Origin of the sequence: Priestia endophytica DSM 13796 (genome assembly GCF_900115845.1) — a bacterium.
Taxonomy (GTDB): Bacteria; Bacillota; Bacilli; order Bacillales; family Bacillaceae_H; genus Bacillus_I; species Bacillus_I endophytica.
Genome location: NZ_FOXX01000017.1, coordinates 53,616 through 76,409, shown reverse-complemented (window position 1 = coordinate 76,409; position 22,794 = coordinate 53,616). Strand labels below are relative to the sequence as shown.

21 protein-coding genes are annotated in these 22,794 nt (G+C 36.2%); 18 read left to right on the top strand and 3 right to left on the bottom strand.

Annotation, left to right across the window (positions count from 1 at the left end; all coding sequences use genetic code 11):
- The coding region (locus BM012_RS22220; RefSeq protein ID WP_139210422.1) for an IS3 family transposase at positions 1-310 on the top strand (310 nt) is incomplete at its 5' end.
- Between the two features lie 58 nt (positions 311-368).
- Here BM012_RS22220 and BM012_RS22215 read toward each other — a convergent pair.
- Positions 369-1,637 carry a S1 family peptidase gene (locus tag BM012_RS22215; RefSeq protein ID WP_061802930.1) on the bottom strand — a complete coding sequence of 423 codons (1,269 nt, stop codon included), beginning with the start codon at positions 1,635-1,637 and terminating at the stop codon, positions 369-371.
- A gap of 176 nt (positions 1,638-1,813) precedes the next feature.
- Here BM012_RS22215 and BM012_RS22210 point away from each other — a divergent pair, with 176 nt between their 5' ends.
- The 5 genes from BM012_RS22210 to BM012_RS22190 all read left to right on the top strand — a co-directional run bounded on the left by BM012_RS22210 (position 1,814) and on the right by BM012_RS22190 (position 8,430).
- The gene (locus BM012_RS22210; protein ID WP_061802931.1) at positions 1,814-3,892 is read left to right on the top strand and encodes a DNA topoisomerase III; all 2,079 of its coding nucleotides are present in this window, start codon (positions 1,814-1,816) and stop codon (positions 3,890-3,892) included.
- A gap of 251 nt (positions 3,893-4,143) precedes the next feature.
- The gene (locus BM012_RS22205; RefSeq protein ID WP_061802932.1) at positions 4,144-6,834 is read left to right on the top strand and encodes a YhgE/Pip domain-containing protein; all 2,691 of its coding nucleotides are present in this window, start codon (positions 4,144-4,146) and stop codon (positions 6,832-6,834) included.
- A gap of 89 nt (positions 6,835-6,923) precedes the next feature.
- Positions 6,924-7,619 carry a metallophosphoesterase gene (locus BM012_RS22200; RefSeq protein WP_061802933.1) on the top strand — a complete coding sequence of 232 codons (696 nt, stop codon included), beginning with the start codon at positions 6,924-6,926 and terminating at the stop codon, positions 7,617-7,619.
- 122 nt (positions 7,620-7,741) lie between these two features.
- A complete protein-coding gene (locus BM012_RS22195) occupies positions 7,742-8,005 on the top strand; it encodes a hypothetical protein (protein ID WP_074842902.1) in 264 nt (87 codons plus the stop codon).
- Between the two features lie 131 nt (positions 8,006-8,136).
- A complete protein-coding gene (locus BM012_RS22190) occupies positions 8,137-8,430 on the top strand; it encodes a hypothetical protein (RefSeq protein ID WP_061802935.1) in 294 nt (97 codons plus the stop codon).
- 31 nt (positions 8,431-8,461) lie between these two features.
- Here BM012_RS22190 and BM012_RS22185 read toward each other — a convergent pair whose 3' ends face one another.
- Complete coding sequence (locus BM012_RS22185) at positions 8,462-8,836, bottom strand: PH domain-containing protein (protein WP_061802936.1); 375 nt, start codon at positions 8,834-8,836, stop codon at positions 8,462-8,464.
- Between the two features lie 172 nt (positions 8,837-9,008).
- On the opposite strand from BM012_RS22185, the gene BM012_RS22180 reads away from it, so the two are divergent.
- The 6 genes from BM012_RS22180 (at position 9,009) to BM012_RS22155 (ending at position 15,463) form a co-directional block, all read left to right on the top strand.
- Positions 9,009-9,398, top strand: a complete 390-nt coding sequence (locus BM012_RS22180) for a GntR family transcriptional regulator (protein ID WP_061802937.1) — start codon at positions 9,009-9,011, stop codon at positions 9,396-9,398.
- Positions 9,391-10,290 (top strand): ABC transporter ATP-binding protein, encoded by a 900-nt coding sequence (locus BM012_RS22175; protein WP_061802938.1) that lies wholly within the window; start codon positions 9,391-9,393, stop codon positions 10,288-10,290. The genes BM012_RS22180 and BM012_RS22175 overlap by 8 nt, the downstream gene beginning before the upstream one ends.
- Entirely contained in the window at positions 10,265-12,268 is a 2,004-nt protein-coding gene (locus tag BM012_RS22170) for a DUF6449 domain-containing protein (protein WP_061802939.1), read from the top strand. The genes BM012_RS22175 and BM012_RS22170 overlap by 26 nt, the downstream gene beginning before the upstream one ends.
- A gap of 28 nt (positions 12,269-12,296) precedes the next feature.
- Complete coding sequence (locus BM012_RS22165; protein ID WP_061802940.1) at positions 12,297-12,818, top strand: RNA polymerase sigma factor; 522 nt, start codon at positions 12,297-12,299, stop codon at positions 12,816-12,818.
- Between the two features lie 108 nt (positions 12,819-12,926).
- Positions 12,927-13,715 carry an ABC transporter ATP-binding protein gene (locus BM012_RS22160; protein ID WP_061802941.1) on the top strand — a complete coding sequence of 263 codons (789 nt, stop codon included), beginning with the start codon at positions 12,927-12,929 and terminating at the stop codon, positions 13,713-13,715.
- The gene (locus tag BM012_RS22155) at positions 13,712-15,463 is read left to right on the top strand and encodes a putative ABC transporter permease subunit (RefSeq protein WP_061802942.1); all 1,752 of its coding nucleotides are present in this window, start codon (positions 13,712-13,714) and stop codon (positions 15,461-15,463) included. Before BM012_RS22160 ends, BM012_RS22155 begins: the two co-directional genes overlap by 4 nt.
- A gap of 26 nt (positions 15,464-15,489) precedes the next feature.
- Here the strand turns inward: BM012_RS22155 and BM012_RS22150 are convergent, their stop codons facing one another.
- Positions 15,490-16,266 (bottom strand): SurA N-terminal domain-containing protein, encoded by a 777-nt coding sequence (locus BM012_RS22150; protein WP_061802943.1) that lies wholly within the window; start codon positions 16,264-16,266, stop codon positions 15,490-15,492.
- 295 nt (positions 16,267-16,561) lie between these two features.
- Here BM012_RS22150 and BM012_RS22145 point away from each other — a divergent pair, with 295 nt between their 5' ends.
- The 6 genes from BM012_RS22145 to BM012_RS22120 all read left to right on the top strand — a co-directional run bounded on the left by BM012_RS22145 (position 16,562) and on the right by BM012_RS22120 (position 22,749).
- Positions 16,562-17,200 carry a response regulator transcription factor gene (locus tag BM012_RS22145; RefSeq protein ID WP_061802944.1) on the top strand — a complete coding sequence of 213 codons (639 nt, stop codon included), beginning with the start codon at positions 16,562-16,564 and terminating at the stop codon, positions 17,198-17,200.
- Positions 17,200-18,327, top strand: coding sequence for a sensor histidine kinase (locus tag BM012_RS22140; protein ID WP_061802945.1), 1,128 nt, complete (start codon positions 17,200-17,202; stop codon positions 18,325-18,327). The genes BM012_RS22145 and BM012_RS22140 overlap by 1 nt, the downstream gene beginning before the upstream one ends.
- Positions 18,328-18,447: 120 nt before the next feature.
- Complete coding sequence (locus BM012_RS22135; RefSeq protein ID WP_061802946.1) at positions 18,448-19,383, top strand: ABC transporter ATP-binding protein; 936 nt, start codon at positions 18,448-18,450, stop codon at positions 19,381-19,383.
- 17 nt (positions 19,384-19,400) lie between these two features.
- Positions 19,401-20,525, top strand: a complete 1,125-nt coding sequence (locus tag BM012_RS22130) for an ABC transporter permease (RefSeq protein ID WP_061802947.1) — start codon at positions 19,401-19,403, stop codon at positions 20,523-20,525.
- Positions 20,526-21,665, top strand: coding sequence for an ABC transporter permease (locus BM012_RS22125; RefSeq protein WP_061802948.1), 1,140 nt, complete (start codon positions 20,526-20,528; stop codon positions 21,663-21,665).
- Between the two features lie 214 nt (positions 21,666-21,879).
- Positions 21,880-22,749, top strand: a complete 870-nt coding sequence (locus BM012_RS22120) for a PhzF family phenazine biosynthesis protein (RefSeq protein WP_061802949.1) — start codon at positions 21,880-21,882, stop codon at positions 22,747-22,749.
- The last annotated feature ends 45 nt before the right edge of the window (positions 22,750-22,794 follow it).

Sequence of the window (22,794 nt, the reverse complement as noted above, 5' to 3'; positions counted from 1 at the left end):
ATCGTCCAGTTGTACGCTGCATAGTGACCAAGGATCTGTGTATACTTCTTATGCTTATCAAAAACAAGTCAAAGAAAGAGGCATGACTATGAGTATGTCCCGAAAAGGGACGCCCGCAGACAATGCCTCCATTGAATCGTTTCACTCTTCTCTAAAGACTGAAACCTTCTACCTCGACAACTTAACCTGTACTACGACCGCCATCGTAAAACAGATTGTCGAAGACTACATCACTTATTATAACAATATCCGTATCCAAACGAAACTAAATAACCAGTCTCCGGTCCAATACCGAAAACTGGCTATTTAGATGGTGTTTTGATCCCTGTCTCAAAAACGGGGGGCAGTTCCTTTCCCTGCTGGTTTTTTTACGAGAGTTTGATATTTTGAGAGTTTGAGTATGGAAGAAACGGTTCATTTGGTGAACTATAGTGGTCGATGACATCCGTAATTTTGGTCATCCAGCCATATGTGCCATTTGCAACGCCACCAATATGAATTCCGTAGAGCTTATGTGTAATAGGGTCATATGTAATAGCTCCGCTGTCTCCCCCTCTAGAATAAAAAGAACCTTTTTCACCGCGAATAAAGGCTGCTTTTAGCTCTCCATATCTGTCATTTGCAAAATCTACAGTCGTGCTGCTCTTCGTTACATAACCGCACGTAACGCCCGTTGAGATACCGGATTTGCAAACATAGGCATTTTGATAAACAGGAGCATAGCCTGTAATAAATGAATCATAGTCACTTTTATCTTCAGCGCGTTCATAGAAGAGACGTGTTGCGTAGCGTCCGCTTGCAAGAGTATTAGCATCAAGTGAAATAAGACCAACATCAATGCCTGTATAGTTAGCTGTTGAATGATCATGGCCAACAACAGTTGATCCTTGGTAGACGACGCTTTTATCCCCATTTAGACAATGACCTGCTGTAAGCAAGAAATAGCGACTTCCCTTTTGAGCTACTCCAGCTGTTGTACAATAGTTTCCTTCGCTATCATGTACGCGAATCCCTCCACCAAGCTTCGTCCAGTCTCTTTCTCGAGAAAGCTGGATCCGTGGGGAAGAAAGGTTCGCATTTTCTTGAATTTCTACGATCGAAGGAAATGCTTCTGTTAACTTTTCTTTATCAATAGATGACATGTTATGTACCTCAAGAATAACTTTTTCATGTTCTGTATCGATAGAAGTCATCATTGTTTTGTTTTGTTCAGCTACTCCTAGCTGTCTCATTTTGTTCCAAAGTTGTTTTTCTACATGTTCTAAATCGCTTGTGCTGTAAGAAGCGCGTTTATAATGTACGATAGGAGCCGTTTCTTTCATAAGAGATGGTCGATAAGCAAGAGTTGTTTCACGTAAAAGGTCATTTACTTTATTTTCGAATGTTTTTACTTTTTCATTTCTCTCTGTAAAGCCGAGCATAATTGTTCCATCATCAGCAAAATAAACAGTTCCATATTTTTTAAAAGCATCATAACTTCCAAATACTTCCTGTATCAACTGTTCTACACTATTTTGATTTTGAGACCGAAAAAAAAGTTCGTCTTTTGTTGGAGGAGATGATTCCGCCTGTACTGCCAGTGGCATTAGTAAAATACCTAGAAAAAATAGTAAAGCTGTTAACGTGTGTTTCTTCATTTTTTTGTCCTTTCTATATACAAAATGAATCATAAATCATATATGCCTTTCTTATTATATACGAAAAAAACGTGAAAAGGGGCAAGAAATACCGATTCTTCTTCCAAAGGAACGAAAAGGTTTTGTTTCTCTTGCTTACAAAGTATAATGAGAAGTGGATATTGGAGGTTATAAAAATGAAAACACTTGTACTTGCAGAAAAGCCAAGCGTTGCTCGTGAAATTGCGCGCGTTCTTGGCTGCACTAAAAAAGGAAAAGGAAGCATTGAAGGTGCTAAATATATCGTCACATGGGCATTAGGGCATTTAGTTGAGCTGAAAACGCCTGAAGACTACGATAATCGGTATAAAACGTGGAAATTAGAAGATTTGCCAATCATGCCAAAAGAAATGAAGTTAAAAGTAATGAAAAAAACAGGGGCTCAATTTCATCACGTATCACAACTTGCCAAACGAAAAGATGTAGGAGAACTTGTGATTGCAACAGATGCTGGTCGTGAAGGTGAGCTTGTTGCACGATGGATTATGGAGAAAATTCATTTTAATAAACCGTTTAAACGTCTGTGGATTTCTTCACAAACAGATAAAGCTATTCGGGATGGATTTAAAAATCTTCAGCCTGGGCAAGCATTTAACCGTCTATATGAATCTGCTCTATGCAGAGCTGAAGCAGATTGGCTTATTGGACTTAATATTTCAAGAGCGCTTACAACAAAATTTGAAGAGCCGCTTTCAGCCGGTCGTGTTCAAACGCCAACACTTGCAATGGTATTCGAACGAGAGAAGACGATTCAATCATTTAAACCTCAGACATTTTGGACAATTGAAGCAGAATTTTCTCAATTTAAAGCACAATGGCAAGGAAGTAAAGACAAGCGTATTTTTAAGGAAGAAGAAGCGAACATAAGATATAAAAATCTTCAGGGAAATAAAGCGGTTGTCAAAAGTATTCGAAAGAAAAAAGGTACGGAAGTTCAGCCATTACCATATGATCTAAATGAATTGCAGCGTGAAGCGAACAAGCGATTCCAGTTTTCCGCGAAAAAGACGCTTAATGTATTGCAGAAGCTGTATGAACAACACAAGCTTGTTACATATCCTAGAACAGATTCTCGCTATTTAACAACAGATATGGTTGCAACAATGCGCGATCGTTTAGAAAGTATTGCAGGTACGTATAAAGAAGAAGTTCGTCCGCTCTTAAAGGGAAATCCAACATTGCCAAAGCGAGTTGTAAACAATGAGAAAGTAAGCGACCACCATGCAATTATTATTACAGATCAGCCACTATTTTTAAGCGATTTATCAGCTGATGAGCGAAAGCTTTACGAGCTTATTGTAAAACGTTTTATTGAGCTTTTTTACCCAGCATATGAATATGAGAAAATGACAATTGAGCTTGATATTAATGGAGAACGATTTGTTGCATATGGAAAACGAACAGTTGAACAAGGATTCAAAGGTTTATTTGGTGGAGGGGAGAATGATCAAGCTCTTCCGCTTTTAAAAGAAAACCAAGAGCTTACTGTACAAAACATAGATCTTAAAACAGGTCTAACAGAACCACCACAACGTTTTTCAGAAGCAGACTTATTAGCTCAAATGGAAAAACATAATCTTGGAACACCAGCAACTCGAGCTGATATTATTGAAAAGCTGCTTAGCGCAGAATCTATTGAAAGAACAAATCACCGCCTTTACCCAACAAAAAAAGGAAAGCAGCTTATTGACCTAGTCGCAGAAGAATTAAAGTCACCAGAACTTACGGCGAAATGGGAACAAGAACTTGAAAATATTGCAAGAGGAAAAGGAAACGCCAAAACGTTTATGGCCAATATTAGAAAGCAAACGGAAAAAATCGTAAGTGACGTGAAAAAAAGCGAAAAAACGTACAGACCTCATAATTTAACAGGTTCAAAGTGCCCAGAGTGTGGAGAGTTACTCCGTGAACGCAAGGGGAAAAATGGACGGATGCTCGTTTGTTCAAGTCATGATTGTTCTTACCGCAGAGCAAAAGATCCTAAGCTCTCAAATCGTCGCTGCCCACAGTGCCATAAAAAAATGGAGATTCATAATGGCAAAGCAGGAACGTATTTTCAATGTCGTCGCTGTCAAATTACTGAAAAAGCAGAGGACAAAAAGAAGAAAGTATCAAAACGAGAAGAAAGAAACTTACTTAAAAAATATAGTGATGATGGTTCATTCGGTTCAAGCTTAGGAGATGCATTAAAACAAGCGTTACAGAAGAAAGATTAACAATATCCCGCAGAAAAATTTCTGCGGGATATTCATATTTTTAAAAACAATGGTACAAAATAGAAAGAACTTCTAAAAAAGAAAAAGAGCATATAAAAATGTTGACAATTTTTCCAACGCACTTTACCCTAAGAAAGATATAGTTATTCCGTAAAGTTTAGAGGAATAATATTTTACAAAGAGAAGGAAATTAAACATGATTTTATTTCCTTAACAGCAACAAGACATTAAACGAGTTAGGTGAGAGGTATATGAAGCATATTTTTCAAATTTATCGAAATGACTGGATTCGCATTTTTAAAGTTCCAATGGCTCTTTTTCTAGTTGTAGGGCTTATGATTCTTCCATCCCTTTATGCATGGTTTAATATTAAAGCATCATGGGATCCCTATTCCAATACAAAAGATATTGAGATTGCTGTTGTGAACAAAGATGAAGGAACATTCATTCAGAAGGGAAAAATTAACAAAAAGATAGACGTTGGAAAAGAAGTAGTAAAGTCTCTTAAAGAGAATAAAGACTTAGGTTGGACGTTTGTAAGTGAGAAGGAAGCAAAACGTGGCGTGAGACATGGGGATTACTACGCAAGCCTTGTTATTCCAAAAGACTTTTCCAAAAAAATTGGAACAGTTCTTGAAGAAAATCCTCAGAAACCACAAATTTATTATAGTGTAAACGAAAAAATTAATGCTGTGGCTCCAAAGATTACATCAAAGGGTGCCTCAAACGTCACAGAACAAGTAAGTGAAAAGTTTGTTAAGACAGCAACGAAATCTATGTTTGAAGAGTTTAATCGAATAGGAATTGAGCTTGAGAAAGAGCTTCCCACAATTCGAAACTTTGAAAATCGTGTATTTACACTAGAGGAAAAGCTTCCTGAAATTGAAGATATGGGGAATAAAGCGCTTGAGATTGAGCAAAAGCTTCCTGAAATTCGTGAACAAGGCCAAAAAGTTGTAGAACTTGAAGAAAAACTTCCTGAAATTCAAGCAGCAGGGCAAAGTGTTTTAAAAATTGAAAAAGAACTTCCAAAAGTTAAGGAAGCAGGAAATGAGATTATAGAGCTTCAAAAGAAGCTTCCTGAAATTAAAAGTGCGGGAGATCGAGTTGTAGAGATTGACCAAAACTTTTATAAAATTGAAGAAGGGTTAAATAAAGCATTAGAAGATGCTAAAAAAGCAAATGAAATTGTTATGAAAGCACAGTCTACCCTTCCAACCCTTGAGAACATCGCTAATAAAGGAAGCGAATTTTCACAAGGACTAAATGACTTTTTAGAGAAAAATGAAGGAGCATTTAACGAAGTAGCTCCTGTTATCAAACAAAATCTTGTGCTGCTTAATCAAACAGCAAAAGATGTTGCAGGTGTCACAGAGGAATTGAAAAACGTTAATGATGAAAATAGAGCAACATATATTGAAACGCTAAGTGCTTTAGAAACGCGTTTGTCTTCAGGCATTGATGCTGCAGATCGTACAGCTGATTTACTTACAAAGCTAAATGAATACACGGGAAATAATGCTCTAGCAGGAGTCATTAACAAGGTAAATAACGTAAAAGATAGTTTTACTAATCAGCGTGAAGCAGTTGTAAACATTGAAAATGCTTTAAAAAGAGGTGAGCAGCCTTCAAGTGAAGCGCTAGATCGTTTAAATACGCTTGCAACAGAGGCAAACAGCACACTCTCTAATGTGTTGGCAAACTATGACTCTTCTATCGTTCCAGCTGTTAATAGTGGATTAGATAAGCTTACAGAAAACGCAAAGAATGCAAATAACGCTGTCCAAACAGCAAAAGAAAAGCTACCAGATATTAAAGGTGTGTTAAATGATGCTTCAAGTGGTCTCCAATATGGACAACAAGAACTCACAAGTTTACAGGAGAGGTTACCAACTATCCGCGCCCGTATTCATGAAGCTGCAACAACTATTTCTAGTAAAATGAATGACTTTACAAACGCTGTAAACAGCGGAGCTGCATTTGTACAAAATGACCTTCCAGCTGTTGAGGCTCAAATTCATAAAGCAGCAGATTTTGTGAACAATGATTTGCCTCAAGCAGAGAAAGAAATCCAAAAGGCGGCAGATCTTGTTCAAACAAAACTTCCAGAAGTAGAAGAAACAGTTCATAAAATAGCAAATCTTGTTCGTGAAGACTTGCCAGACCTTGAAGACTCTGTTAAAAATGCTGCAGACAAAATTCGAGAGTTTGAAGGGGAAAATGATCTAGGAGATATCATTGAGCTCTTAAAAAATGATGTTCAAAAAGAAAGTGACTTTTTCACAAGTCCTGTTCAATTAAAAGAAGATAAACAATTTCCAATTCCAAACTACGGATCAGCTATGACACCATTTTATACAGCTCTTTGCTTATGGGTAGGGGGACTGCTCCTTATTTCATTACTCCGAGTTGATGTAGAAGATGTTCAAGAAGGAACAAAAGGAATGCATATTTACTTTGGCCGTCTTCTCACCTTTTTAACAATTGGATTCTTTCAAGCGCTTATTGTTACGCTTGGGGACTTGTTTATATTAGGTTCATATGTAGCAGAACCAACGGCTTTTGTCTTATCAGCAATTTTTATAAGCATAGTTTTCCTAACCATTATTTACACATTCGTTTCTGTATTTGGAAATATCGGCAAAGCGTTTGCTATTATTTTGCTTGTGCTACAAATTTCAGGCTCTGGGGGAACGTTCCCTATTCAAACAACGCCGCCATTTTTCCAAGCCATTAATCCATTTTTGCCTTTTACGTATGCTATTGGTTTGCTGCGTGAAACAACAGGTGGAATTGTGCGAGATATAATGATTCATGATATTCTATTCCTTGCTTTATTCCTTCTTATAGCTATTTTACTTGCCTTCCTTCTAAAAAAACCGTTATCAGGTTGGGCTGTAAATGTAGCGAAGAAAGCGAAAGAAAGCAAAATCATTCATTAAAAAAGGGGAGCATTATGTTCCCCTTTTTGTTTATTACTAAAGTATGTTAAAGTAGTAAAGGATATTTAAAAACAAAGAGGGTTTAGCACATGAGAAAATTTGTGATAAGCGATATACACGGAAATTATGATGGGATGATGAAACTATTTCAATTTGCTAAGTTTGATCCACTGAAAGATCAGCTTGTTGTGATGGGCGACATGATTAACAGAGGATCACAGAGCGGTGAGGTGTTAAGAGAAATCAAACGGCTTCACGAAACATATGAAAATGTTTATGCTACAATTGGCAATCATGAAGAAATGATGCTGTGGTATTTAGATCAAAAAAGCGACATGTGGGCCCATTTTGGGGGAAAAGAGTGTGCAGCAAGCATTAATGACGTGTTCAAAAAAGAAGGTGTCTCACAAGCGGTAGAATGGGTGAAGTCGTTGCCGCTTTATATGGAAGATAACCAATTTATCTATGCACACGCTGGGATGTTATCTTTAAAAGATCGAAACAAGCGCAGCAACCTTTGGCTTAAAAAGAAAGAGCTTTACACATTGAATCCTCAGCTTTTTTTGGCCCATTTTAATGGGAAAGTTCTTATCCATGGTCATACACCAACATGTTTTGCTATTTATGATGGTGCAAGGTTAAATATTGATCTTGGAGCAAGCGTTATGAAAAATGGGCGACTCGGTCTTATTGAGCTAGAACAAAAGGTAGTCTACAGTTATCACTTTGCAGAAGATAGAGTTGCAATGGAGAACATTAAAGATCTTGCACATCAGATGAATTGAAGCTAAAAGCCTGCTTTAGATAGCAGGCTTTTTTTATTTACACAAAACTAGTATTTCTGTCTAATCATGAAAGTATAAATGTACATATACTTTCAGTAACAAGGAGATAGGAGATGATAGAAATGCCAAGAAGGTTCCGGGGGAGAATTAGAGCAGTAGAAGGCTGTGACAGGGATCGAGACCAAGTAGGCGGAGTTGACGATATTAACGATATTAACGATTTTGATGATATTGGAGGAAGAAATCGAAATGGAAACAGGGCAACAGCCAATGTATATGACAGTGGAAACTCTAACGTTGAGCTAACGTTAGATATCGATGTAGATGGCGAATCAAGAGCACGGGTGCGCTCAAGAGCGAATTCAAACAACAATGATGAAGAATAAAAAACATAAAAAGGAAGCGGGAAACCCTCGCTTTCTTTTACGTTTTTTAAAAGAGCTAGTGATTTTGTCTAAGCAAAACAAGACAAACGTACATAACCTAGTACAAAGTGGAAAAGAAGGAGAGAAAAGTTATGGAGCAGTCGTCAGGTGCATCAATACACTCTAGTGGTAATGCAGATGTTGATGTAACAGTGCAATTTGATACATCTCCGCTTGCGTATGCACTAGCCTGTTTCTTACATGCCACAGATCGAATTAACAGCGAACAGTTTTCAAGAATGGTGAAAGATTTAGATTCGTTAGGTCTTCGCGGAAAGATAGAGGAAAATAAGCAAGAGGCAATGAGAAAACAACGTCAAAGTGTAAAAAATGAAGTTAAGTTTGCTCGAACATTCGTAGGGAAATTTAAGGAAAAAAAACGATAAAAAAAGCAGGCAGCTGTAGCACTGCTTGCTTTTATATTACAAGTTCAGAAAGCGTTTTTTGAATGTCAAAAATGCTATCGTCTTTTCTAAATTGTTTAGCGATAGGTGTTGATCTTCCTGATACATAAATTTTCAGCTCAGCATCTAAATCAAACGTTCCTGCTGTTTCAACGCTAAAATGTGTAATGCTTTTATAAGGAAGGGAAAGATATTCTATTTTCTTTCCTGTAACACCTTGTTTATCAACAAGAACCAGTCGTTTGTTTGTAAAAACAATCAGATCTCGAACTAATTTGTAAGAAGCACCGATTTCTTCTCCAGTCATTAAAAGTCGACTAAGTTCTTTCTTTACTTCCTCTTTGTTTGTTTCTGTTGCATTTCCCATAAATCCATTAAAAAGACTCAACCCAATCACTCCTTTTCTAATATATACGGTTGAAAGGAGTGATTGGTTTCAAATTTCTAAACGAACTTTAAAAATTTCTATTGCAAATTTCTTACCGTATTTATATAATACTAACTGTAATACAACTGTTAATACAGTTAATACATAAAAGGGCAGCGGAAGGAGGAACGAGATGATCTCATTAGATCTACGAAGCCGTAAGCCTATTTACGAACAGCTTGTTGAGAAATTAAAAGAGCTAATTATTCATGAAGTATTCAAAGCGGATGAAAAACTTCCGTCTGTTCGTTTTTTATCAAAAGAACTAACGGTAAATCCGAATACAATTCAAAAAGCATATCGTGAGCTTGAACATCAAGGATATATTTATTCTATTCCAGGTAAAGGGAGTTTTGTTGTTCCACAAGCTATTACAACAAACAATGAGAAGGTGGAAAAAGTGAAAAGTGATTTAGTGAAAATACTTTCAGAAGCCTTGTATCTGGGGCTTGATAAAGAAGAAATTGTGCTGTTAATTGAAGAAGCAGAGAAAACGGTGAAGGGAGGAGAGATACGTGATTAAGTTTGAGAACGTTAAAAAGGAATTTGAGAGCGTTGAAGCAGTTCAAGGTGTAAGTGGAACGATTGAAAAAGGTTCTATTTATGGTTTGCTTGGTTCGAACGGCGCGGGAAAAACAACACTTATGAAGATTTTAGCAGGAATTTATAAAGAAGACAGCGGCAGTGTTACAGTTGATAACCAACCTGTATTTGAAAACGTAGAACTAAAGCAAAAGCTTATTTTCATTCCGGACGTTCTTTATTTCTTTCCGCAAACAACGATTCGTCAAGCTGCTAACTTTTATAGGGATACGTATACAGCATGGAACGAAGAACGATTTCAAAAACTCTATCACGTATTTAATATGTCACCTAAGAAAAAAATCCAACGGTTATCAAAAGGAATGCAGCGTCAAGTTGCGTTCTGGCTCACGCTTTCTGCAATGCCTGACATTTTGCTTATGGATGAACCGCTAGATGGGTTAGATGCAGTGATGAGACAGAAAGTAAAGAATCTTCTTATTGAAGATGTTGCGGAAAGAGACATGACAATTTTGATTTCCTCTCATAATTTACAGGAAGTTGAGGACCTTTGTGATCATATTGGAATTTTACATAAAGGAGAACTTTTGTTTGAAAAAGACCTAGATGATTTAAAATCAGACGTTCACAAAGTACAGCTTGCTTTTAAAGGTGATATTCCACAAGCACTATTAGAAAAGCTTGACCTTTTATATGAAGAAAAACGAGGAAGCGTTCTGCTTTGTATTGTGAAAGGAAAAGAAGAACGTATTTCTTCATTAGTCAAACAATATAGTCCTGTTATTTTTGATATGCTACCGTTGACACTTGAAGAAATCTTTATTTATGAAATGGGAGGTGTTGGATATGCGGCAGAAAACCTCCTTGTTTAATAAAGGGATTTTTGTTCAAGATTTACGAAGTGTTGGATGGATTGGGATTGTATATTTTCTGTTGCTTGTAGCGGTTGGGCCGTTGCAAATCTTGCTTAATGTTGAACATTACCACAAAACCATCATGCAATCTAAAATAAGCAATGAGGTAAGTTTACCAGAGTTCTTAGGATCAGCTGAAGCTTATACTATTTTAACGTGTATTTTACCAGTTGCTTTAGCAATACTATTATTTCGCTATCTTCATACTAAACTCGCAGGCGACTATATTCATAGTTTACCTATAAAGAGAAACGCTTTATTTCACCAACGTATGTTAACAGGAATAGGAATTCTTGTTCTTCCTTTGTTCCTAAATGCTCTTATTATGTTAGGAGTCGGTCAAGGTTATCATCTTGGTGAAGCATATTCGATGAAAAGTGTAGGCCTTTGGCTTATAACTGTTCTTTTATTTAATTTATTAGTTTTTACAGGAAGTATTTTTGTGGCAATGTTTACAGGAATGTCACTTCTGCAAGGTGTATTCACATACATTATGTTTGTTTTTCCAGTTGGAATTTTAATGCTTTCTTTACAATATGCAGATTTATTTTTATTTGGATTTTCATCTTTTCTTGTAAGAGATAGCTATACGTCAACCCTCTTTCCAGGCTTGAGAATGGCTCACTCGTCAGCTGCACCACTTTCGATAATAGAATGGAGTGTTTATATCGTTCTTATTATCACCTTTTATGTTGTGGCACTTTTCTTATACAAGCGTCGTAAAACAGAAACAGCGACACAAGCTATTGTCGTTAAGCCACTACGTCCTGTATTTAAATATGGAGTAACGGCGTGCTTTATGCTCACAGGAGGCATATATTTCGGGGACTTTCAGAAAATGGGTTGGATCATTTTTGGTTTTATTGTTGGCTCTCTAATTGGATACAGTATTGCAACGATGATTTTAGAGAAAACATGGCGAATTCTATATAAATGGAAAGGATATATTGGTTTTGCTATTGTGGCATCTATTAGTCTCTTGCTTCTTAATATGGACATATTCGGATATGAAAACAACGTACCTCAAGATAGTGAGGTAAAACGTGTCTACGTGAGTTCTGAAATTCCTGAAATAGACCGGATTTTAGCGACAGATGAGGAGCTTGAGGAACAGGTGAAGAGAGGAGAGATCTCACCAGGAGAAGTAGAGATGTACTATCGTAAAAACTTCTTTACAGACAGAACTAACATTCACAATGTTACAACTTTCCAAAAAGAGATTGTAAAGGACAAAAATGAACTAGAGCTTATTCCTGAAAAGGAAAATAATATGGTTGTTTTTGTCTATGAATTAAAAAATGGAGATAAAGAGGTAAGGAAATATAACTTGCCACCGCATAAATACGATAATCTATATAAACCTATTGTAGAGTCTGATGAATACAAAAAGAATTTGTATAATGCACTAAGGATAAATGAAAATCAAATTGATAGAATTGTTCTTAGCAGTGGCATTGGATTCGATGATAAACAGGAAGTGTTAACAGATCAAAGTCAGATGAAAGATCTTTTAAGAGCGGTAAAACAAGATATAAAAGATCAAAAATATAAAGAAATTCAAAAAGGTACGAATACGTTTGTGGATATAGAGCTTATTCAAGGAAAAAATGAACCATTAATTGATAGTGTTCCATCTACGTTTAATCAAACAATGAAATGGTTGAAAGATCACCAAATTTATAAAGAAATAGTCCCAATGGCATCTGATTTTGATTATGTAGTTGTCCAGAAATGGGATCCTACTGTATCAGAAGGAGAAGTAGCTTCTACAGACAAAATTACGGACAAAGACAAAATAAATCAATTAATTAAATTAGCATCAAATGCAGGTTACGAATATAGGATGGAATTTCATTCAAAATCGGGTCATTCTATTTATGAAACAGGTGTGCATTACGAAGACTTACCAAATGACATTAAAAAGCAACTAAACTAGAAAAAGAGAATAAGAGAGGAGAGGAGTCGTGACACATTCTACACCGACACAGCTGATGACAGCTTGGTATGAGCAATATCGACATGATTTATGCCGATATGTACGCACGATTGTAAAAGATGCTTACCAAGCAGAAGATATTATTCAAGAGACGTTTGTCAAAGCGTTTCAGCATATTGAATCACTTGAGGCTGTTACAAAACCACAGAACTGGCTCTATAGAGTTGCCCATAATTTAGCCATTGACTTTTTAAGAAGAGAAACAACAAAAGATAAAACAGAAGCAAACATGAAGTTTAGCTACTTTCCAGCTCCTTCAACGGAAGAAGTTGTTTCAATAAGAGAAGCATCAAAAGAACTGGTTCAAGCGGTAAATAGGCTAAAACCTTCATATAAATCGGTCGTTACGATGCGCAAGATTCAAGGGCTTTCCCTTGATGAAACTTCTGCGTTGCTTTCATGGCCGAAAAGCAAAGTGAAAGTAACGTTATGCAGAGCATTAAAGAAGTTGCGAAGTACAACAGAATACAGTAAAAAAGCTCTCCAGTAAAAAGGAGAGCTTTTTTACTGTATTCTGTTGTAGAAAAGAAGAAATGCATGTTACGATGGTTATGGTTAAATATGTAAAAAAGGTTTTTTTAGAAGGAGTTGGTCCCTATTGAGTGAATTTGCATTAGAGGTTCAAAATCTACAGAAGAAGTATGGGAAATTCGAAGCTTTGAAACCGTTAAATTTAGCTGTGAAAAAAGGAGAGTTATTTGGTTTTCTTGGTCCGAATGGAGCAGGGAAAACGACAACGATTAAGATGATGACAGGTCTGCTAGAACCGTCAAGCGGCAAGGCTGTAATTGGAGGAACAAATATATGGACATCACCAATTGAGGCAAAGAAAAAGATTGCTTACGTTCCAGATCAGCCTAACCTTTATCCGAAGTTAACAGGATGGGAGTTTTTAGAGTTTGTTGCTTCTGTTTATCAAGTTCCCGCAGAGGAGTTTAGACAGCGAGCTGAAAAACTATGGAACTTGTTTGATTTAAAACATCGTGCAGATGAGCTTACAGAAGGATATTCACATGGAATGAAGCAAAAGATTGCCTTATGCGGCGCCCTTCTTCATAAGCCAGATGTTTTATTTTTAGATGAACCTACAGTTGGTCTTGATCCTAAAAGTGCAAAAGTGTTAAAAAACTACTTGCGAAAAATATGTGATGAAGGAACAACGGTTTTTGTATCAACGCATATTTTAGAAATTGCAGAAGTGATGTGTGACAGAGTCGGAATTATCTTAGGAGGAGAGCTTATTGCACTTGGAACAATGAAGGAGCTCCGCGAGCAAGGAGGCAGAGAAGGAGCAACGCTTGAAGATATTTTCTTAGAGCTAACAGGTGGTGAAGAAGGGGAAGCGCTTATGGCCGAAATTTCAAAAGATGAGGATGATGCTTCATGATGAAAGAGATGCTTAAAGTTCAGCAGCGTACGCTTTTTAATAGCATACGATCTCAAGGAGCAAAAGGCGCTTTTACATACGGAATATCCGCTTTATTCATTCTCGTATTAATGCTCATTTTAGCGCGGCTTACGTGGAGCCTTGCTTCGAACCTACCAGATGGGTTGTTCGAAAGTTTTTTACCGTATATTTTATTAGCGATGTTTTCATTCATTTTATTAATGGGAATTCCTCAAGTGTTTAAAAACCTTTATTCAGCAAATGACCTTCAATTCCTATTTACAATGCCAATTCCTACAAAAACGATTTTTTGGGTCAAGTATATTCAAAGCATTGTAGGGGTTCCACTACTTGTTTTCCTGTTGTTTTTTATTCCAGCTTTAACATTTGGAATTCACGGAAATGTATCCATTTTATTTTATTTCGTTGCATTTGTTGTTGGAGCAGGCATTGTGTTGATTGGATTATCAATTGCTTATTTATTTAATCTTGGACTTATTCAGATTGTGCCTCCTTCTCGTGCAAACGAACTTATGACTGTTATGAGTGCTTTATCTGGATTGCTTGTTTATGCCTTGTTTCAACTTCCAAATCTTTTGAACGATTCTTCAAGAGGTGCCAATATGATCGAGAGTTATCAGTTTCCAAATTGGACACCAATGAGTCTTGGAGGAGAAGCGCTTTTTCAGGCTCGAGTCGGCAGTATTGATTTTCTTCTTCCGCTTTTCTTCCTTCTCCTTCAGGCTATTATTTTCTTTTTTCTCTCCTCACTTCTTGTTGAAAAAGGATTTAGAACAGGATGGATTCGACTTAGTGAAGGTCCAAGGAAAAAGAAAAAAAGCAAGAAAGCCAAAACTTCTGGTGCTGTGCGACATCCTGTTATGGCCCTAGGATTAAAGGAATGGAAGGCCATTTCAAGAGATTTAAGAGAATGGATGATATTTATGCCTCTTGGGTTCTTTTTAATCTTTCCTGTAATTGCTTTTATGAATAATGGAGAGGGGCTAAAAATTCTTATCCAAAATACAGAGCTTACATTAGTGATTGTTCAAGGTGCGTTTTTATTTATTTATGCTGTGTTTACAGGGAGTCTAGCAGCTGCCTCTATCGGAAGAGAAGGACCTGCAGCTTGGATGCTTAGTGTTCTACCTGTTACAGGGGTTCAAGTGGCTCTCGGAAAGCTTTGGATTAGCTGGCTTTTACCGTTTGGAATTTTATCATTCCTTGAAGTAGTTGCTGGAATTTTCTTAAGCTGGCCGATTCATTATCACCTTATTGTACTGATTATGAATGCGTTTGTAGCGCTTGGCATTAGTTCCATTGGAATTTGGATCGGCACAATAGGAGCGAGGTACAATCCAAACAGTCCTCAGCAGCGTAACAGTGTAGTTTCAAGTCTTTTTCTTTTACTCCTGTCTTATGCTTATCTTTTGTTAATGTTTGTGCCGTTTGTTTTATTAATCGTTCCCACAGAAGCGATAGAGCTTGTTGAAAGTTTAAAAGGCGAAACAAAGGGCTTTTTCTCTTTTATTGTCGATAACTCCGCTTTTTTATTGGACTTAAAGCGCCAATCAACTTCACTTGGCACTTCAATAGGGTTTATTAGTTTGATTGTCATTTCGTGCCTTGTTACGTATTTTATGATTACGATTGCAGGAAAACGGATGGATGGAGGAGTCGATATTAAGTTTGTTGAAAACAAAGGAAATGTTCGTTTTAAGAAAAACTCCATGAGCCGAAAACTATAAAAAAACCAGCCGTTAGGCTGGCTTTTTTATATCTTAACATCTACTTTTCCGTCTTTTTTCAGTTCATTTACTTTGTTCATCAAGTTTTCTTGCTGATTTTGCTCTTCAAGGCTTTGTTTAATTTGTGGTTTTACATCCTCTAGTTTTGGAACTTCTTGCTGTTGCTTACTGTCGCTTTGCTTCAGCTGTTGTACTTGTTGATCATAAGTATCTTGAATCTGTTTGTCTGTTACTGTTCCTTTAGGGATTTCTTTCTCCACATATTTGTTCGTTTGAACAACGTCACTAATTTGAGCCTTCAAGTCATCTAAGCTTAAATCAGCTTCTTTTAATGCTTTATTGAATTCTTTATCTGTTTTATAAGGTTTTTTAACTTCATCAAGCTCTTTTTGAATTTCTTCGTCTGTTGCTTTATAGCCTTTTTTAGCAGCATCTTGAGAAATCAATTCTTGGTTGACTAGACCATCTAACGTTTGTTTCTTTATTTGTTTCGTAGCTTCTTTTGAAGTTGGATCTTGTCCAAACTGTTGCATTTGACTTTGAGAAGTAGAGAGAGCCATATTATAGTCGCTTCCAAGTATTTTTTGTCCGTTAACTGTTGCAACTATTTTTTTCTCATCCACTTTTTGTTTAGCAAGCTTTTCTTGCATTTCTTTCATTTGTTTTTCTTGATCTTGTTTACTTGTTTGCTGTTCAGTTTGAGTATCTTTTGACTTATCGCTTGCATTATCGTCATTCGAACCACATGCAGTGAGCGCAACGGCTAATAATCCTGCAATAAGAGGATACGTGAATTTCTTCATGACTTTCTCCTTTCTGAAACAAAAATAGATATCTTTTCTAAAAAAGTATCTAGTGGGCATTGTAAAGCATATCGATAGAAAAAGAAACCTTTGAGCTTTATTTTTGCACTTTGTAATCAAAATGAAAAACTTTGTAATAGCTAATGCAATGGAAAACAACTTTATAATGATGAGGTTTTACTTCTAATATGTACGAATAATCTTTAAAAAATAACAAGACTTTGTAAAATGAATAATAAAGCATCGTGTTATAATATACAAAAAAATACTTAAATTCATAAAAGTGGGGAAATAAATGGGGAAAATTAACGTGATTATTGCAGATGATAATTCATTCGTCCGCGAAGGAATGAAAATTATTTTGAGTACATATGAAGAATTTGATGTAGTAGGTCTTTTTGTAGATGGAGAAGAAGCTGTAGCGTATTGTGAACATCACTCTCCAGATGTAGCCCTGTTAGATATTCGTATGCCTAATATGAATGGAGTTGAAGCAACAAAGATTTTGAGCGAGAAAACGAACGTAAAACCGCTTATTCTGACAACGTTTGATGATGATGAATACGTATTGGATGCAATAAGGAACGGAGCGCGTGGTTACTTACTAAAAAACAATGATCCCGAGCGAATCCGGGATGCTATCAAAAGTGTTTATATGGGACACACTGTTATGCAAGATGTGGTACTTGATAAAATTAAATCAAACTTGCAGCCTGCTAAAGAAAAGGTAAAAATTGATCAAAATCTTTTTACAGAAAGAGAAATTATGGTTATGTCTCTTATTGCGAAAGGACTTTCTAATAAAGAAATTGCGGCAAAGCTGTTTATGTCAGAGGGAACGATTGCAAATTATGTGAGTACAATCTTATCAAAAGGTAATTTAGGACATCGAACAAAAATTGCAATCTATTATTTAACAGGGAAAGTAGATTAATGGTTAGAAAAGAACAGCTAATGGAAGAATGGGTTTTATACAGCAAAGCGGTATTGCTATTGTACTTTATCCTCCAGTATGTAAATGAGGGTGGAGAGAAAGTTCCATGGATAGTATGTTCACTTTTACTTTATGTTTGTTTCAATGTTTTACTTTATATTATGAAGAAAAGAAACGTGAAGCTTGTTGTATTGCTTTTATCTCTTGCAGTGCTTGCTACGAGTGCTACATTGCTTCATATCCTCTACTTTTTACTTTTTCCGTTAAACATATACGAACTTCTTTTTTATCAGGGGAAAAGACTAGAATGGGGTATGCCTGTTGCTCTTATTGTTCTCTTTTTTCTTCCTTATCATGTGCAAGTTTTATACGGATTTGTGACTGTCTTTACGTTTTTAACGTTTACAATGCTAGCTCGCTATACGAGTAGAATTGTTTTCTTAGAACAAAAAGAATTAAATCTTCGCAAGGACCTTCATGATACAAAGCGAAATCTTCATAAAAAAGAGGTATGGAAAAAGCAATCTCAGTATATGTTTAAGCTTGAAGAACGAAATCGTCTTTCTCAAGAAATTCATGATCAGATTGGGCATGCAATGACAGGCGCTTTAATTCAGATGGAAGCCTCAAAACAGCTTCTTGGGCGTGACGAAAAAAAAGCAAAAGAGCTTTTGCAAAATGCCATTAATATTTCCAGTGAAGGAATTGAAAGTATCAGGTTGACGTTAAAAAAAATTAAACCTCCCTCAGAACAAATGGGCGTAAATCAACTTAAAACGCTTATTAACGAGTTTGTCGTTCGAACGAACGTTTCTACCTCTTTTTTGTATAGCGGAGATTTAGATAAGATGGAACCAATCTATTGGAAAATTGTGTATGGAAATATTGCGGAAGGACTTACAAATTCTCTAAAGCATAGCAACGCAAGTGAGATTACGGTCGATGTAGCTGTATTAAATAAAGTGGTTAAGGCCCAAATAAAAGACAATGGAACAGGAGCAGAGAAAGTGATAAAAGGAATGGGAATTATGGGAATGGAAGAACGTGCTGCATCTTTAAACGGACAGATTATCGTAGATGGATCAAACGGCTTTTCTGTTACAACGCTGCTCCCTTTATCCTCTTAAATGTGTTTCTTCCTAAAAAATAGTGAATATTCTCATCTAAAAAACATGAACTTCTGCACTACGGAAGTTCATGTTTTTTATTTACAATGAGAAAAGATAAGGAACAGAAAGGGTGACGGTATGAACGTTTTAGAATTGAGAAATGTCACAAGAAAATTTAATGACTTTATCGCGGTTGATAATATGTCTTTATCGATCCAAAAAGGTGAGATTTTTGGTTTGCTTGGAGCGAATGGAGCAGGAAAAAGTACAACAATTAATATGATAGCAAGCTTGTTGCAAATTACAGAAGGTGAAATTGAGATTTTAGGAAAAAGCATTACTAAACACCGGAAGTTTGCCAAAATGAATGTTGGAATTGTTCCGCAAGATATTGCCATTTATGAAAATCTAACAGCAAGTGAAAATATTAAATTCTTCGCTGGACTTTATGGACTAAGAGGAAGTTTGTTAAAACAGCGCGTTGAAGAAGCTTTAGAGTTTGTAGGGCTTGCGGATAAAGCAAAAAGTTTTCCAAAAAGTTTCTCAGGAGGAATGAAACGCCGTCTGAATATTGCATGTGCTATTGCACATCGACCAAAGCTATTAATTATGGATGAACCAACGGTTGGTATTGATCCTCAGTCTCGTAAACACATTTTGGAATCAGTCAAAAAGCTTAATGAAATAGGTTCTACCATCATTTACACAAGTCATTATATGGAAGAAGTAGAAGCGCTATGTACGAACATTGCGATTGTTGATCATGGCAAAATTATTGCAAAAGGATCAAAAGAAAATCTTAAGTCGCTGATTACAGATGTAAAAGAGCTATGGGTTGAAGTGAAAGATCCCTTGTATGTTAATTGTGAATCGATAGAAGAAATTGGTGGAGTAAAGCGTGCAAGCATTGAAGGAAATATAATTAAAATTTATTCAGACGTAGAAATTCAAAACTTGAATAAAATTATCCAAACTTTACTGAAAGCAGAAGTGGAAATAAGTTCGTTGGAAGAAAAAGCGCCTAATTTAGAAACGGTGTTTTTAACATTAACAGGACGTAATCTAAGAGACTAGGAAAGGAGGGAGGAATTATGAGGATAATTAATCTGATGGTAAAAGAAATAAAAAGCTATTGTCGAGATAAACAAATGTTTCTGTTTTATCTCGCTCTTCCGATTGGCCTCATGTTTATTTTAGGAACAGCCCTTTCCGGAGCGTTTGCAAAAGATGTGTCTATTAATGACGTGAACATTCTGTATAAAAGTAAAGGAGACAGTGAATTTACTGAAAGTTTTAAAAGCTTTATAAAAAAAATGGAGAAAGAAAGTGATCTATCTTTTAAGGAAGCAAAGGGAACATTAGAGGGAAAAGAAGCGATAAGGAAGGGAGAATATACGGCTTATATTGAACTTCACTCAAAAGAGGTAAAAATTTACAAAAATAGCACTACCTCTGTTGAACAAAGCGTTGTTCAAGCTATTATGCAAAATTTCGTAGATCGATATAATGCCGTATATGAAATAGCTAAAATAAATCCTAAAGGAATAGAAGAAGCTACAACAGCAAGTAACAGTGACTACATGAAAGAAAGAGCGCTAAACTCACCTAATAAGCCAAATGCAATGGATTACTACGCTGTTGTAATGACAACAATGACCGCGTTTTTTAGCTTGTTTCATAGTTTTCAGCTTTTAAGAGGAGAAACAGTGCTTCATACGAGTGACAGACTTCTATCTTCACCAATTAGCAAGTTTGAAATTTTTGTTGGAAAGGTTTTAGGGATATTAGTGGTGAATATGATGTTTCTCTTAGCTGTTATCTTATTTAGTAAATATGTTTTTAAAGCGAATTGGGGGGATCATCTTTTCCTTATTTTCCTCCTTTTAGCTACGGAAGTATTTCTAGCCGTCAGCTTAGGAATTTGTATTAGTTATATTGCTAAAACCCCTCAAACAACAAGCGTTATTTCCGTTGTCTTTGTACAGCTTGCTAACTTTTTTGGAGGAGCATATTTTCCTTTCACAGCAGAAGAAGGCACATTTTTGCATCTGATCGTAAATCTTTCTCCGCTTCATTGGGCAAATGAAGGAATTTTAGATGTTATATATACCGGAAGTTTTGACACAGCCTTCTCTGTTCTCTTTAGTAACATTGGGATAGCTTTACTGTTTATTTTAATCACTACTTTTGCTCTGCGGAGACGGGAGGGACTATAAGTGAAAGAAACAGGATGGATTATAAAAAATATTATAAAAAGCTTGCTAAATATGAAAGGAGGCCTTCTTTTATATTTATTCATTCCCCTTGCAGGAATTATTTTATCAACGGTTATACATGGAAGTGACAACCCGAATATCCGAATTGGCGTTGTTGATAAAGATAAAAGCGGCCTTACAGAAGACACTTTCTCCTTTTTAAAAGGGCTGGAAAATACGAGCGTTGAAAAAATTTCAATTAAACAACAAGAGGAATCCCTAACAGCGGGAGAAAAAGATCTTATTGTTATTTTTAAGAGCGGATTTGAAGAAAGTGTTAAAAGAGGAAAACCAGAAGGGATTGAGCTTGTATCTCTTAAAGGAGAAGAAGCAACGGCTTTTGTGAAAAGCTATCTTGCTAGTTATATTGATAATGTGGCTTCAATTGCGCGTGGAACAGAGGGGAATGAAGAGTTTCAGCTTGTTTATAACCGCTATCAGAACTCTGAAGTTAGGGTGACAGCTGCAGCACTTGAAAACACATCTCAGTATAAGCAAATGACGTACAGTTCCATTGGTTTTCTAATTGTAATCATGTTGTCCTTTGCTATGTCACTATCACTGCTTATTTTAAAAGAGAAAGAGACGAGAACTTATTACAGAATTACAGCGGCTCCTATTACAGCAAGACAGTATGTAGCAGCAAACATTATTGTAAATATGATTGTGATGAGCGTACAGGCTATTTTAACGTTAACCATTATGAAAGCTGTTTTTCACATTGATTACGGGATACCGTCTTGGCAACTTTTTTCTCTTATGTTCTTATTCTCTTTTGTTTCCGTTGGACTTTCATTAGCGCTCATTTCCTTTGTGAATTCAACTTCTGCAGCACCTGCTTTACAAAATGCCGTACTTATTCCTACATGCATGCTATCAGGCTGCTTTTGGCCTATTGAAGTTATGCCAGATTCCATCCGGAAAATTGCTGACTTCCTGCCACAAAAATGGGTATTAGAAACTATTACGGAATTTCAAGAAGGAAAAGGATTAGAAGATTTGTATATGAATTTTATTGTGCTGTTTTCATTTGGGATTGCTTTCTTTTTGATTGCTATCTATAAATTTAGTCGAAATAAAAGTGTAAGAACGTTTGTTTAACAAAACTTGTCTTACCTAGAATCAAAGAAGTTAAAATAATAAAAAGAGCTAATTTCTTATATAGAGCTGGGAAATTAGCTCTTTTTATAAGTTGCTGACGCTCTTATTGTAACTAGTAAATAACAGCAACCTAAAGCATGAGATGCGAAAATTAACAAATAAGAATTTATATTTTAATAGGATATGGTAAAATTTATAAAAAGGAGGACGTGTAATGACCATTAAATTTCATATTGTTGATGTGTTTTCAAAAGGGCGCTACAGCGGAAATCAGCTTGCTGTTTTTGAAAATGCTCGTCATTTATCAACGGAAGAGATGCAGAAGATTGCAAAAGAAGTGAATTTCTCTGAAACAACCTTTATTTTGGATTATAAAGAAAGGGACGGAGCGTGGGACGTAAGGATTTTTACGCCAACAGAAGAGGTTCCATTTGCAGGTCATCCCACATTAGGAACAGCACATATTATTAGGCAACATTTATTAGAAGAAAATGTGAAAAATATGACCTTACGTTATAAAATTGGCTCAATTTCAGTTTCATTTGAAGAAGATGGAAAAGTTTTGATGCTCCAAAACGAACCAACATTTGGGGCAACGATTGAAAAAGAAGAAGCGGCTGCTGTTCTAAATATAGGGACAGAAGAGCTTTGTGATACATATCCTGTTCAAGAAGTTTCAACAGGACTGCCTGTCATTATTGCTCCTATTAAAACACTACAAACCGTTAAAAACATTGTTGTGAACGAAAGAGCTTATTGTGAAATGATAAAAGATAGAGAAGCAAAAGCAATCATGGTATTTTGTCCGGAAACAGTAGAAGGGAATACGCTGCATGCTCGTGATTTTTGCTCTTACTATGGAGTCCCAGAAGATCCAGCGACAGGAAGTGCTAATGGATGTCTTGGTGCCTACTGCGTCTACCACAACTATTTTGGGGAAAGTTCTATATCTATGACGGTCGAACAAGGGTATGAGATAGGGAGACCTTCTCTTTTGTTTGTAAAAGTAAAAAAGGATGAGAATTTTCATATCGAAGTTGGTGGATATGTTGAACATATTGCTTCTGGTGCATGGAACGTATAGGTTAGGTATGAAAAAAGTCGCCTTCTCAATGAGAAGACGACTTCT

What these genes read in the sequence shown, in the direction of transcription:
- BM012_RS22215 (WP_061802930.1), bottom strand. Translation starts at nt 1,637, where the DNA reads ATGAAGAAACACACGTTAACAGCTTTACTATTTTTTCTAGGTATTTTA.
- BM012_RS22210 (WP_061802931.1), top strand. Translation starts at nt 1,814, where the DNA reads ATGAAAACACTTGTACTTGCAGAAAAGCCAAGCGTTGCTCGTGAAATT.
- BM012_RS22205 (WP_061802932.1), top strand. Translation starts at nt 4,144, where the DNA reads ATGAAGCATATTTTTCAAATTTATCGAAATGACTGGATTCGCATTTTT.
- BM012_RS22200 (WP_061802933.1), top strand. Translation starts at nt 6,924, where the DNA reads ATGAGAAAATTTGTGATAAGCGATATACACGGAAATTATGATGGGATG.
- BM012_RS22195 (WP_074842902.1), top strand. Translation starts at nt 7,742, where the DNA reads ATGCCAAGAAGGTTCCGGGGGAGAATTAGAGCAGTAGAAGGCTGTGAC.
- BM012_RS22190 (WP_061802935.1), top strand. Translation starts at nt 8,137, where the DNA reads ATGGAGCAGTCGTCAGGTGCATCAATACACTCTAGTGGTAATGCAGAT.
- BM012_RS22180 (WP_061802937.1), top strand. Translation starts at nt 9,009, where the DNA reads ATGATCTCATTAGATCTACGAAGCCGTAAGCCTATTTACGAACAGCTT.
- BM012_RS22170 (WP_061802939.1), top strand. Translation starts at nt 10,265, where the DNA reads ATGCGGCAGAAAACCTCCTTGTTTAATAAAGGGATTTTTGTTCAAGAT.
- BM012_RS22155 (WP_061802942.1), top strand. Translation starts at nt 13,712, where the DNA reads ATGATGAAAGAGATGCTTAAAGTTCAGCAGCGTACGCTTTTTAATAGC.
- BM012_RS22150 (WP_061802943.1), bottom strand. Translation starts at nt 16,266, where the DNA reads ATGAAGAAATTCACGTATCCTCTTATTGCAGGATTATTAGCCGTTGCG.
- BM012_RS22145 (WP_061802944.1), top strand. Translation starts at nt 16,562, where the DNA reads ATGGGGAAAATTAACGTGATTATTGCAGATGATAATTCATTCGTCCGC.
- BM012_RS22140 (WP_061802945.1), top strand. Translation starts at nt 17,200, where the DNA reads ATGGTTAGAAAAGAACAGCTAATGGAAGAATGGGTTTTATACAGCAAA.
- BM012_RS22135 (WP_061802946.1), top strand. Translation starts at nt 18,448, where the DNA reads ATGAACGTTTTAGAATTGAGAAATGTCACAAGAAAATTTAATGACTTT.
- BM012_RS22130 (WP_061802947.1), top strand. Translation starts at nt 19,401, where the DNA reads ATGAGGATAATTAATCTGATGGTAAAAGAAATAAAAAGCTATTGTCGA.
- BM012_RS22120 (WP_061802949.1), top strand. Translation starts at nt 21,880, where the DNA reads ATGACCATTAAATTTCATATTGTTGATGTGTTTTCAAAAGGGCGCTAC.